This is a genomic window from Ruania alba (assembly GCF_900105765.1).
Classification (GTDB): Bacteria; Actinomycetota; Actinomycetes; order Actinomycetales; family Beutenbergiaceae; genus Ruania; species Ruania alba.
Genome location: NZ_FNTX01000002.1, coordinates 706,219 through 718,343 on the forward strand (window position 1 = coordinate 706,219; position 12,125 = coordinate 718,343).

Genomic DNA, 12,125 nt, shown 5'->3' on the forward strand with positions numbered 1-12,125 from the left:
GACGTGCTGGAGTCACTCGCGCGCGAGCCCTCGGGCGGCACCCGACGCCAGAGCGAAACCCGAATGTCCCCCACCTGAAACACGCAGTGTGGCAATCTTCATCCACACATCGACAACGGGGGGCCGTGGTGGAACTGCTCGAGAGCATCAGCTCCGTGATCTGGAGCAACGTCTTCGTCTACTTGTGTCTGGGCGCGGGACTGTACTTCTCGCTCCGCTCACGATTCGTCCAACTCCGTCAGGTACCGGAGATGGTGCGCCTGATGCTCAAGGGCGAGCGGTCGCCGTCGGGGGTGTCCTCCTTCCAGGCCCTCAGCATCTCGCTAGCCGGGCGGGTGGGAACCGGGAACATCGCCGGCGTCGCCACCGCGATCGCCTTCGGCGGCCCCGGCGCCCTGTTCTGGATGTGGGTGATGGCCTTCCTCGGCGCCTCCACCTCGTTCGTGGAGTGCACCCTCGGCCAGATCTACAAGGTGCGCGACCCGCTCACCGGTGAGTACCGCGGCGGCCCGGCGTACTACCTCAGCCGCGCCTACCGGCACACCCGGGCCGCACCAGCGCTGAAGGTCTACGGCATGGTCTTCGCGATCGTCACCGTGATCGCGATGGGCACGCTCCTTCCCGGGGTGCAGTCGAACTCGATGGCGGTCGCGATGAACAACGCGTGGCAGATCCCCACCTGGGCGGTGGGCGCCGGGCTGATCATCGTGCTGGCGTTCATCATCATCGGTGGTGTGAAGCGGATCGCGAACTTCGCCTCCGTGGTGGTGCCGTTCATGGCGGTGCTGTACATCATCGCCGCGCTGGTGGCGGTCTTCGTGAACGCCGACGCGATCCCCGGAGTGATCAGCACGATCATCTCCAGCGCGTTCGGTGCCGACGCTGCCTTCGGTGCCATCATCGGCAGCGCCGTGCTGTGGGGCGTCAAGCGCGGCATCTACTCCAACGAGTCCGGGCAGGGCTCCGGCCCGCACGCCGCCGCGGCTGCCGAGGTCTCGCATCCGGCGAAGCAGGGCCTGGTGCAGTCCTTCGCCGTCTACATCGACACCCTGTTCGTCTGCTCGGCCACCGGGTTCCTGATCCTGTCCACCGGCGCCTACCGGGTGTTCGAGGGCGAGAGCGCCGACGGGGCCGTGATGGCGGACCCGGGGGTGCTCGACGCCGGCGTCGAGGTGGGACCCACCTACTCACAGGCGGCCTTCGACACCGTGTTCACCGGTGCCGGCGCCTCCTTCATCGCGATCTCGCTGCTGTTCTTCTGCCTCACCACGCTGATCGCGTACTACTACATGGCCGAGACGAACCTGCGATACGTGCTCGGCACCGCAGCCAAGAAGGCGGTCGCCGGAACGACCCTCGGCGGGATCGCTACCCGGGTGCTGCAGGCGGCGGCCCTGGCGGCCGCGTTCATCGGCTGCGTGAGCACCGCGCAGGAGGCCTGGCTGGCCGGGGACATCGGGGTGGGACTGATGGCCTGGCTGAACATCGTCGGCATCCTCCTCCTGCAGGGCCCGGCGTTCAAGGCGCTGCGCGACTACGAGCGCCAGAAGAAGCAGGGCCTGGATCCGCTCTTCGACCCGGTCGCGGTCAGGATCGTGGGTGCGGACCTGTGGGAGACCCGCGATCCGGACACCGGGATGGAACGGGTCAGCGGCGCAGCTGCGCCGAAGTGACGGATATGCGTCACGCCTCGCAGCCACAGGGCGAGGTTCAACGCATATCCGTCACTTCGCCTCAGGTGAGGATCACGAGTTCCCGGGTGGTGCGGGTCATCGCGACATACCGGTCCACGGCCCCCTCAATCCCCTCGCCGAAGGCCTCCGGATCCACGAGTACGACCAGGTCGAACTCGAGACCCTTGGCGAGCTCCGCCGTCAGCGACTGCACCCGTTCGATCGGGGCGAAGGTGGGATCGCCGATCACGCACGCGACGCCGTCGGGGTTCTCGGCTAGCCACGCCCGGAGCACCTCGTCCCGCTCGGAGCGGGCGCCGTGGCGCACCCCGATGCCGCTGCTGCGGATCGAGGTCGGCACGTTCGCATCCGGCAGGGCGGTGCGGATCACCGGCTCTGCCTCGGCCATCACCTCCGACGGCGTCCGGTAGTTGATACTGAGCGTCGCCTGGCGTACGCGGCGCACGCCCACCCGCTCCAGCCGCTCGGCCCACGTCTCGGTGAACCCGTGCCGGGCCTGGGCGCGGTCCCCGACGATCGTGAAGCTGGCCGAGGGGTTCCGCGCGAGCAGCATCTGCCACTCGGCGTCCGTGAGCTCCTGTGCCTCGTCCACCACGATGTGCGCGAACGGGCCGGCGAGCCGGTCCGGGGTGGCGCGCTCGAGGCCGGAGGTGTCCACCAGTGCGTCGCGCAGGTCCTCCCCGCGCAGCATCTGCATCACCTGCAGGTCGGAGTCATCGGTCTCCATCAGGTGCTCGACGACGTTCGACATCTCCTCCCGGTCGGCCTCGATGGCCGCCTGCCGGCGCCGGCGGCGGGCGGACTCCTCGGCGTCGCCGAGCAGTCGGCGGGCGGCATCGAGCATCGGTAGGTCGCTCACCGTCCAGGCGTCCGGGACCGGGCGCTGCAGGAGTCGGATCTGATCACGGCTGAGCCACGGGGCGCACAGACGCAGGAACGCCGGCACCGTCCACAGGTCACCGATCAGGTCGGTGGCGTCGAGCATCGGCCAGGACCGGCTGAGCTCCTCGCGCAACGCGTGATGCTGCCCCAGGGCCCGGCGCAGCTGGTCCGCGGGGACGTCGCCGGTGTGCTTGTCGATGACGATGTCCAGCAGCGCCTCCCACACGTCGTCCCGGGCCTCGTTGTGGGGCGCGTGCGGGTCGGCGGCATCGAACGCCTCGGCCCAGTCCTGCGGGGTCAGGCGCACGATCGCCCACTCGGTCTTGACGGTGAACGCCTCGGTGGGTGGTTCCTGGTACCAGTGGATCCCCTTCTCGACCGCGTCGATCATCCGGGCATCGGCCTTGAGGTGGGCGACCTCGACGTCCTGCTCGACGGCCGCGTCCACGCCCTCGGGGATCAGGTGGCGCAGCGTGCAGGTGGCCACCCCGTCCTCACCGAGGCTGGGCAGCACATCGCTGACGTAGTGCAGGTAGGGCTGGTGCGGCCCGACGACGAGTACCCCACCCCGGCCTTCGCCGAGCCTGGGGTCGGAGTACAGCAGGTAGGCGGCCCGGTGCAGCGCCACCACGGTCTTGCCGGTGCCGGGGCCGCCGTCGACGACGAGGCCGCCGTCGGACGGGGCGCGGATGATGGCGTTCTGGTCGGCCTGCAGGGTGCCGAGCACGTCGCGCATCTTGGCCGATCGGCTGGTGCCGAGAGTGGCGATGAAGGAGGACTGGTCGTCCAGGGCGGCGTGGCCCTCGAGGCCGTCGGGGGTGAACACCTCGTCCCAGTAGTCGGTGATCCACCCGCGGCTCCAGCGGTACCGGCGGCGGCTGGCCAGACCCATCGGGTCGGCGTGGGTGGCGCCGAAGAACGGCTCTGCCGCGGGTGAGCGCCAGTCCACGAGCAGACGGCGGCCGGTGGAATCGGTCAGGCCGAGGCGGCCTACGTAGGTGGCCTCTCCGCCGTCGGAGATCATCCGGCCGAGCACCAGGTCCAGGCCGAACCGGCGGATGGTGCGCAGGCGTGAGGTGAGGCGGTGGATGTTGAGGTCGCGTTCCAGGGCGTCCTGGCCGCCACCGCCGGGCTGCTTGCGCAGGGCGGCGATGCGGTCGCTGAGGTCGGTGACCTGGTTCTCGACCGTCTCGGCGAGGAGTGCGAAGTACTGGTCGTCGGCCTCGATGAGAGCGGGATCGGCCTTGGCGGCGAGGGAGTCGGGAAGGTGGAATGCGGTGAGCGAAGCAGGGATCACAGGGCGGCTCCGAGATGGTGAACGTGCCCCGGTGAGCGGGCACGAGCGTCGATTCTCCGCCCTGGAGGGGGCCTTGCCGCAAGGCCCCCCATGGGATATACCTTGGAAAGGGCAAGGGGAATGGGGCGAGCCGTGTCGGCGCCATGGCGCGACGAGCCGCGCGACGTAGGATCACCACCATGCGAGCGGTTCGGATCCACGGCCCAGGTGACATGCGGTTCGACGAGCGTCCCGCTCCGGAACTCACGCCCGGCCAGGTGCGGATTCGGCCGGCCTATGTGGGCATCTGCGGCTCGGACCTGCACTACTTCGCCGACGGCGCCGCCGGGATCTTCCGCATCGTCGATCCGCTCATTCCAGGTCACGAGATGTCCGGCACGGTCGAGTCCGACCCCTCGGGCCTGCTCAACCCCGGCACCCCGGTGACGGTGCATCCCTCCACGTGGGGGCCGCCGTCGGACGGGCCACGGCACACCTGGCCGGGTGGGACCTTCCTCGGCAGCGCCTCCACCTCCCCGCACACGCAGGGGGCCATGGCCGAGTACCTCATCGTGACCGCCGACCAGGTGCGCCCGCTGCCGGCCGGCCTCTCGCTCCGGACGGCCGCACTGGTGGAGCCGCTGGCTGTGGCACTGCATGCCCTGGCGGTGGGTGGTCCCGGGCGCCGGGTGCTGGTGTCCGGTTCCGGGCCGATCGGGCTACTCACGGCAGCTGCGGCGCTCGCGCACGGGGCGGAGGAAGTCTGGTGCGCGGATGTGCGGTCCGGGCCACTGGAGCGGGCGCGCTCCCTCGGGGTGCACCACGCGGTCGATGTGTCCCAGGCGCCGCTGCCCGAGTCGTTCTTCGACGTCGTGTATGAATGTGCGGGGCTGCCCCAGACGCTGCACGCACTGCTCGGTGCGTGTCGGCGTGGTGGCACGCTCGTGCAGGTCGGGAACGTGCCGAACGAGGACCGCCCGGTGAACCTGGCACCGATCGTCTCCAAGGAGATCACCCTGCGAGGGACCTTCCGCTACGACGCCGAGATCGACGAAGCGATCACGGTGCTCAGCGACCATCCCGAGATCGCCTCGGTGATCACCCACGAGTTCGCCCTGGACGAGGTGGCTGATGCCTTCGCGGTGGCCGCGGATGCGGAAGCGTCGGGGAAGGTGATCGTGCGGGTGAGCGAGTAGCGGGCACGGATGGCACCGATGTTCACCGTCACCGAGCGAGGGGCAATTCGAGACTCCCTGGTCGAGCGCGCTCGCGTCGACGACGGCGTCGTGGCCGCGGCGCTGGTCGGCTCAGCCGCACGTGGCGAGGAGGACGCGTTCTCCGACATCGACCTCGTCCTGCGCGTGGCGCAGGACGCCGATCCGGCCGAGGTGAGCCGGCGCTGGACCGAGCACCTCTATGCCGAGCATCGCGCGGCGCACCATCTCGACGTGATCGCAGGTGGCGTGCTCTATCGGGTGTTCCTGCTCCACTTCTGGCGTCGGGTCAGCGGCCGTACCGGTCCGGTCGCCTCCACGGCCACTCCGCCGCAATCCAGGTGGCGACGGCGTCAGCGAGCAGGGTATCGAGGTCGGCATGGTCGGCACGCACCCAGGACTGCACGCTGACGTCGTAGCCGTCCGCCTCGGGCGGATACAGATAGACGCAGCCGATCACGTCATTATCCGGATCCAGGACGGTGAATGTGAACCCCTTGCCCGCCGCGAAATCCTCGGCGTGGCGGCGCAGATCGGCGAGATTGGCCTCCGGGGTCATCCCATCGAGCGGTGGCCAGCTGCCGTCCGGATACCCCGGCGTCGACCGGATGTGCTCGATACTCGACGTCCACGCCGCAAGGTCGGCGGCATTGTGCTGCGGCCCCAGGGGCTCGAGGCGGAACTGCTCGGTGACCAGGGACGTCGGCGCTGTGAAACCGGCCGGTGCGAAACGCTCTGTCGCCATGGCGGGGACGGTAGCAGGCCGTCTGGCGCGGAAGTCAGCGCAATTCCCGGTGCGCGACGAGCAGGGTGATGTCGTCGAACAGTCCGTCGCTGGGATCGGCACCGAGATCGGCACGGATGCGTTCCACGGTGTCGCGGGCCAACCCCGATTCTGACGTCAACAGCTCAAGCAGACGCTCCTCTGAGTAGCGCTGGCCGTCCGCATCGACCGCGTCGGTGACCCCGTCGGTGTACACCACAAGGGTCTCGCCCGGGGCGATGGTCGCACGCTCCGCGCCGAACTCCAGCCCAGGCAGCAGCCCGACGGCGGGCCCGGTCGGGTTCAGGCGAGCGCGCGGACCGTGCGGGCCGCTGATCACCGGTGGCTCGTGACCGCCGTTGACGTAGACCACATCGCCGGTCCCGGCATCAACGATCGCGAAGAACATGGTCGCGAACATGTGGTCCCGATGGTGGGTGCGAGCGATGTAGTCACTGACCGCGGTGATCAGCTCCCGTGCTTGTACGGCGGGCTCGCCGTGCTCGGTGACGATGCGCTCGGCCAAGGCACGGACGAGGCTACGGATCAGCGCCATGAACAGCGCCGCGCCTACCCCCTTGTCACAGACGTCGGCCACGACGAGGCCGACCCGTCGCCCACCGGGCAGCGCGAAGGCGTCGTAGAAGTCGCCGCTGACCTGACGCGCGGGCTGGAACCACGCGGCCATGTCCCAGCCGTCGATCATCGGCAGCGTCTCGGGTAGGAAGCCGGCCTGGATCGCGCGGGCGATGTCGAGCTCGCGCTCGAGGCTGCGTGCATGAATCTGCTCGCGGTCATGCAGGCGCTTGCGAGCCAGGCTGGCACCAACCCGCGCGCGCAGGATGTGCGGGTTGAACGGCTTCGGCAGATAGTCCTCCGCGCCGAGCTCCAGTCCCTTGGTGATGCTGTCGGTGTCATCGAGCGCGGAGATGAGAATCACGGGAATGTGGCGCAGTTCCTCGTCGGCCTGCATGTGCTCCAGCACCTGATAACCGTTGATGTCCGGCATCATGATGTCGAGCAGCACCAGGTCGAAGTCGTCGGCGCTGAGCAGGTCGAGGGCCTCGCGCCCATCGCCGGCCACGGCGGTGGCGTGGCCCTGACGGTGCAGGCGTCGGACCAGCAGGTCCCGGTTGGCCTCGGTGTCGTCGACCACGAGGATCCGCGCCTGGGCATCGACCACAGTGCTCATGGCGCCTCCTCGACCAGGTCAAGCCGGCGCAGGTACGGCAGCACCTCAAGAGTGGCGCGCTCGCCGTGCTCCATGATCGAGGGCAGGAGGTGGGTGTCGCCGACGCCGATCGGGGTGTCGAACTCAGGCATGATCGGCACAATCTCGGCGTGATGGACGGCACTGTAGAACGCGTAGGTCGACTGCAGCAGGTGGTTCGTCGTGGTCGAGAGTGCTTGGCGGGCAACGCCGAGCAGCGAGTCCATCCGCTCCATCGCGGGTGTCTCGAACCCCATCGCCACGATGACGTCGGCACCCTCCCGGATCGCCAGGCTGATCGGCAACGGGTCCGACACACCGCCGTCGATGAGGAGGCGGTCGCCGACGGGCCACGGCCGGAGCAGCAGCGGCATCGCGATGCTCGCCCGCACCGCGTCGAACACCGCACCGGAAGTCAGGCCCACGCGTTCACCGGAGTGCAGGTCGGTAGCGGCGATGTGCAACGGGATGCGCGTGTCCGTGAACCGCGCCTCACCATAGAGCTCGCGCAATACCGTGGCGATGCCCCGATCGTCGACCAGGCCGATGCGTTCACTGAAGCCCAGCCTGCGCGGCAGCACACTGCGTAGCAACGAGCGGTAGTGCACCCGAGAGAACAGCCCGTGCCACATCCGGAAACTGTGTCGTTCGGCTTCCAGCGCATCCATACCCAGCGCCATCGCCGCGGCGTACAGGCTCCCGCCACTACACCCGACCACCAGATCAGGGCGGATGCCCTCACGTTGCAGCACCTTCCACATCCCGACGGCGGCCGCGCACTTCACGCCACCCGAACCGATCACGAGGGCGAGCCTCGGGCGGCCACGAGGCGGCGCCACGCCGTCGGGAACTTCTTCAGCCATCCACGGCCGCCAGCGCCTGCCGAAGGTAGCCCACCTGCGCATCGGCGGCGCGCTCGCCCTCCTCGATCACGTACGGGATCTCGTGGGTGTCGAACAACCGGATCGGTCGATCGAACTCCGGCAGCACCGGGATGATCTCGGCGTGATGGGCCAGGTTGTGAAAGGCGTAGTTGGCGCGAAACAGGTTGTTCGTATAGATGCTGTTGACCTGGAACGCGTATCGGGTCGCCGACCGGACCCGGCTCGGGAACGGGCTCTCGAAACCCATCGCGAGGATCACCTCCGCACCCTCCCGGATCGCCACATCCACCGGCAGTGGATCCGATGCGCAGCCGTCGAACAGCATGCGCCCGTCCACCTCCCAGGGCTTCCAGATGTAGGGGATGGCGATGCTCGCGCGCACGGCGTCGCGCACCCGTCCATCCGCGAGTGCCACCATCTGACCGTCTGCCGCGTCGGTGGCCACCACGCGCAACGGCACGGCAGAGTCCTCCAGCCGCCTGTCGCCGAACAGTTCCTCGAGCGTGACCATGAGCTGGCGGTCGCTGACCATGCCGAACGAACCATCGAAGCCGAAGACTCGCGGCAGCGCCGCCGAGAGCAGTGACCTGACATCACGACGCCTGGTGAGCGCCGGCGACCACAACTCCCGGGTCAAGCGTTCGCAGGTGTCCACGTCATAGCCCAGCGCCATCACCGAGGCGTACAGACTCCCGCCGCTGCACCCGACCAGCAGGTCGATGTCGATTCCCTCGCGCTTCAGTACCTTCCACAGACCCAGGGCGGCCGCGCACTGCACGCTGCCCGAACCGATGACCAGGGCCACGCGCTTGCGCGGCACGGGCGCCGAGGCGGTCTCCACGCGGCCGGCTTCGGGGTCCTCAGCCGGCATAGCTGCCTACAGCACTGGGCACGTCGTCGAAGCACTTCATGATGCTGGTGAAGCCGCTCAGCTCCAGCACCTTGCGCACCGGCGGATTGATGCTGGCCAGGCGCAGATCACCGCCATGCTGGCGGGTCTGCTTCACCGTGGCGAGCAGGGCTCGCAACCCGGCACTGCTGGTGTACTCCACCTGGGTCAGGTCCGCGACCAGTCGGGTGTGGCCGGCCTCGACGTAGCCCTGCAGAGTGCCGAGCAGTGTCTCGGCCGTCAGCCCGTCGACACTGCCTGAGATGACGACGACCGCGGCATGCTCATCGGGGTGGATCTCGATCTCCATGGATCTTCCTCTCCTGTCACCTGTCGCCGCTGCCCGGCGGGCCGGCGGAAAGTCGCTTGACCAGCGTGAACACGTTGCCGTTCTGGGCCCCGCGCTCGTGTGTGACCTGGTCCATGACGCGGTGCACCAGGTGCCAGCCCAGGCCACCGAGCGCGCGGTGCTCGCCGTCGGAGGCCAGATCGGGCGCATCGACGTCGCTCGGGTCGAACACCGGCGCGTCGTCGGTCAGGATGACGGTGATCTGCATCGGGGTGGCTTCGATCTGCACCGTGACCGGTCCAGTCTGCTCGGTGTATCCGTGCTGGAGGATGTTGGTGAAGACCTCTTCAGTGGCCAGGCGTACGTCCGACGTCGTCTCCTCGCTTGCGCCCACGCTGGCACAGGAGCGTTGGACGAATGCCACCAGGCCGGGAAGCTCGGCCATGCACGTGACCACATACTCGGCACCGTCTCCCGCCGGGCGGATCAAGGCTGCACGCTATCGCGGGTGACCGCGGCGATCTTGCCGCACAGTCGATCCAGATCTACGGGTTTGGTGTCGAAGTCGTCGCAGCCCGCCGCCAGGGCACGGGCGCGATCGTCCGCCATCGCGTGCGCGGTCAGGGCAATCACCGGGATCGCCGCCGTCCGCTCATCAGCCTTGATCCTGCGCGCGGCCTCCCATCCGTCCAGCACCGGAAGACCCAAGTCCATCAGCACCACGTCCGGCTGTTCCCGCACGGTGGACTCCACAGCGGCGCGACCGTCGACCGCCGTCACCAGGACGTGTCCGCGGCGCACCAACCGGCGCGAGAGCATATCGAGATTCATCTCGTTGTCTTCGACCAGCAAGATCTTCATTCGAGCGCCTCGCCGGCCGCGTGGAGCTTCCCCCGAGGCCGACCCTCAGCGAGGGTGCGGCGCACCTCCTCCTCCAATTGGCCGCCAGTATAGCGACCCTTGGCAATGACCGACCCGGCCCGAGCGGAGAGCTCCTCTCGCTCGGCGTGCGTCAAGTCCCGGCTCGTGAGGATGATCACCGGCACTTCGTGGGCGTCCTGGCGGCCGCGCACCTCATCGAGGAACGCGAAGCCGTCCATGCGCGGCATGACCAGATCGAGCAGGATCAGCGCCGGCGCACAGTCGTCGAGGCGCGCCAACCCCTCGATACCGTCGGCGGCCTCCGCTACCCGCCAGCCCGCTCGTTCCAGTTGCCGCCGCAGCATCTCGCGCGTGGTGGCGTCGTCGTCGACCACGAGGATCGGCTCCTCGAGCGCCGACGTTCCCAGATGCCTGCGGACGGTCTGGACGAGACTGTCGTTGTGGACCGGTTTCACCAGATAGTCGGCCGGACCAAGCGCGAGGCCCAGCGTCTGCTGACCGGTCACGGAGATCATGACGACGGGGATCGGCGCCAGCTGCGGATCCGCCTTCAGGCTCGCCAGCACGTTCCACCCGTCGGTGCCGGGCATCCGCACATCGAGCAGGATCAGGCTGGGCTGCAGCTCGCGGGCGCGCTGCAGCCCATCATGGCCACTGGTCGCAGACTCCACCCGCAACCCCTGCCGCGCGAGAATCCGCTCGATCAGTGCGCTCCCTGCGGCGTCATCGTCGATCACCAGGACGACGGGTGCGTCGGCCGGCACGGACGTGGGCTCGTCGCCACCGGCCGGGACGGCACCGGAGTCGACCGGGATCCGCACGGTGAAGGTCGTGCCGGTTCCAGGGATGCTGCTCAGGTCGATGTCGCCGCCCAGCAGCCGCGCACAGTGGCGTGAGACCGCCAGGCCGAGGCCGGTCCCGCCGTACTCACGCGTGGTCGAGGAGTCGGCCTGAGCAAATGGCTGGAAGAGCCCCGCCTGCTGCTCCGAAGTCATGCCGATTCCGGTGTCCGCGACCTCGAAGATCATCCACTCGCCCGACTCCATCGACTCTCGCCGAGCGCGGAGGTGGATCTCGCCGTCGTGAGTGAACTTCGCCGCATTCCCGAGCAGGTTGAACAGCATCTGCCGCACCTTGGTCACGTCGGTGTTCATCGTGCCCGGCGTCTCGGCCTCGAGGAACAGTCGGCTGTTCGACTTCTCTGCCAACGGCCCCACGGTGGCCACCACATCCTGGAGCACCGGCCCGACCTCCACCTGCTCCAGGTGGACCTCCATCTTCCCGGCCTCGATCTTGGAGAGATCGAGTACTTCGTTGATGAGACCGAGCAGGTGCCGACCGGCTGCGTGGATCTTTTCCAGGTCGGGCACGAGGTCGTCGTCGCCGGCCTCCCGCGCCTCCTCCTCCAGCAGCTCGCTGTAGCCGATGATGGCGTTCAGCGGCGTCCGCAGCTCATGGCTCATGTTCGCCAGGAACAGGCTCTTGGAGCGGTTGGCAGCATCCGCGGCCTCCTTGGCCTGCGCCAGCTCCGCGCTCTTCTCCTCGATCTTGAGCTTCTGCTCCTCCAGGAGCTTGCGATTGTGCACGAACTTCTTGCTCTGCAGATAGGAGTGCAGCGCGAACACCGAACTGGTGAGGAAGATGCCGACGATGCTCGCCGCCGTCGCGAGCGGGGTCGATTCAAGCTCTTGCGCAAACCCGGTGACGAGACCACCACCGGCCACTCCCAGTGCGATGCCGATCCACCCACGCCCGGCGAGGCGGACGCCGCCGACACCGAGATTGCCGAGGTTGACGGCCGTGACGAACATGATGCTCGGCCAGAGGGTGAAGTGCATCCCCGCAATCCAGGCTCCGACCAGCACCGAGTCGATGAACATGTTGCGGTGCTCGGCGCGCTTGGAGTCTGAGCTGTGGCGCGCGTGCAGGAACGCCACCTGGGGCCACACCAAACCCCAGAGCACCAGGAGGGCGACCACGAGCGGGTCTGCCCGCCCTGAGGCATGGAACACCGAGAAGAAGACGGCGATCAACAGCGGAAAGCACGTCATCCGGACGATGTAGTCGAGTCGGACGATCGGGTGCAGCCGCGGTCGTCTCATCGGCGCAGGTGGGGCCGGTGCCGAGACACAAGGGCGGACG

At 68.5% G+C, this 12,125-nt stretch carries 12 protein-coding genes and 1 pseudogene; 3 read left to right on the plus strand and 10 right to left on the minus strand.

Translation table 11 applies throughout. The features are described from left to right. The first annotated feature begins 125 nt into the window (after positions 1–125). Positions 126–1,673, plus strand: coding sequence for an alanine/glycine:cation symporter family protein (locus tag BLU77_RS13730; protein ID WP_089773673.1), 1,548 nt, complete (start codon positions 126–128; stop codon positions 1,671–1,673). Between the two features lie 61 nt (positions 1,674–1,734). Here BLU77_RS13730 and helR read toward each other — a convergent pair whose 3' ends face one another. After that, complete coding sequence (gene helR / locus BLU77_RS13735) at positions 1,735–3,873, minus strand: RNA polymerase recycling motor ATPase HelR (RefSeq protein WP_089773674.1); 2,139 nt, start codon at positions 3,871–3,873, stop codon at positions 1,735–1,737. 179 nt (positions 3,874–4,052) lie between these two features. Here helR and BLU77_RS13740 point away from each other — a divergent pair, with 179 nt between their 5' ends. Together BLU77_RS13740 and BLU77_RS22690 are read left to right on the plus strand one after the other, a co-directional pair. Further along, positions 4,053–5,048: a zinc-binding dehydrogenase gene (locus tag BLU77_RS13740; RefSeq protein WP_089773675.1), complete on the plus strand. Its 996-nt coding sequence runs from the start codon at positions 4,053–4,055 to the stop codon at positions 5,046–5,048. A gap of 18 nt (positions 5,049–5,066) precedes the next feature. Then, a pseudogene (locus BLU77_RS22690) lies at positions 5,067–5,237 on the plus strand (nucleotidyltransferase domain-containing protein); the annotation flags it as partial. Here the strand turns inward: BLU77_RS22690 and BLU77_RS22150 are convergent. The 9 genes from BLU77_RS22150 to BLU77_RS13785 are packed head-to-tail and all read right to left on the minus strand — an operon-like array spanning position 5,160 to position 12,085. Next, complete coding sequence (locus BLU77_RS22150) at positions 5,160–5,342, minus strand: hypothetical protein (RefSeq protein WP_175477045.1); 183 nt, start codon at positions 5,340–5,342, stop codon at positions 5,160–5,162. The pseudogene BLU77_RS22690 and the gene BLU77_RS22150 sit on opposite strands and share 78 nt — an antisense overlap. A gap of 13 nt (positions 5,343–5,355) precedes the next feature. Then, a complete protein-coding gene (locus BLU77_RS13750; RefSeq protein WP_089773676.1) occupies positions 5,356–5,811 on the minus strand; it encodes a GNAT family N-acetyltransferase in 456 nt (151 codons plus the stop codon). 34 nt (positions 5,812–5,845) lie between these two features. After that, entirely contained in the window at positions 5,846–7,021 is a 1,176-nt protein-coding gene (locus tag BLU77_RS13755; protein WP_089773677.1) for a PP2C family protein-serine/threonine phosphatase, read from the minus strand. Continuing rightward, a complete protein-coding gene (locus BLU77_RS13760; protein WP_175477106.1) occupies positions 7,018–7,902 on the minus strand; it encodes a patatin-like phospholipase family protein in 885 nt (294 codons plus the stop codon). The genes BLU77_RS13755 and BLU77_RS13760 overlap by 4 nt, the downstream gene beginning before the upstream one ends. Further along, complete coding sequence (locus BLU77_RS13765) at positions 7,895–8,794, minus strand: patatin-like phospholipase family protein (RefSeq protein ID WP_089773679.1); 900 nt, start codon at positions 8,792–8,794, stop codon at positions 7,895–7,897. Before BLU77_RS13765 ends, BLU77_RS13760 begins: the two co-directional genes overlap by 8 nt. After that, positions 8,784–9,122 (minus strand): STAS domain-containing protein, encoded by a 339-nt coding sequence (locus BLU77_RS13770; protein ID WP_089773680.1) that lies wholly within the window; start codon positions 9,120–9,122, stop codon positions 8,784–8,786. Before BLU77_RS13770 ends, BLU77_RS13765 begins: the two co-directional genes overlap by 11 nt. Before the next feature lie 16 nt (positions 9,123–9,138). Continuing rightward, complete coding sequence (locus BLU77_RS13775) at positions 9,139–9,591, minus strand: ATP-binding protein (RefSeq protein WP_139177770.1); 453 nt, start codon at positions 9,589–9,591, stop codon at positions 9,139–9,141. Further along, positions 9,588–9,962 (minus strand): response regulator, encoded by a 375-nt coding sequence (locus tag BLU77_RS13780; RefSeq protein ID WP_089773682.1) that lies wholly within the window; start codon positions 9,960–9,962, stop codon positions 9,588–9,590. Before BLU77_RS13780 ends, BLU77_RS13775 begins: the two co-directional genes overlap by 4 nt. Beyond that, the gene (locus BLU77_RS13785; RefSeq protein WP_089773683.1) at positions 9,959–12,085 is read right to left on the minus strand and encodes a response regulator; all 2,127 of its coding nucleotides are present in this window, start codon (positions 12,083–12,085) and stop codon (positions 9,959–9,961) included. Before BLU77_RS13785 ends, BLU77_RS13780 begins: the two co-directional genes overlap by 4 nt. Between the last annotated feature and the right edge of the window lie 40 nt (positions 12,086–12,125).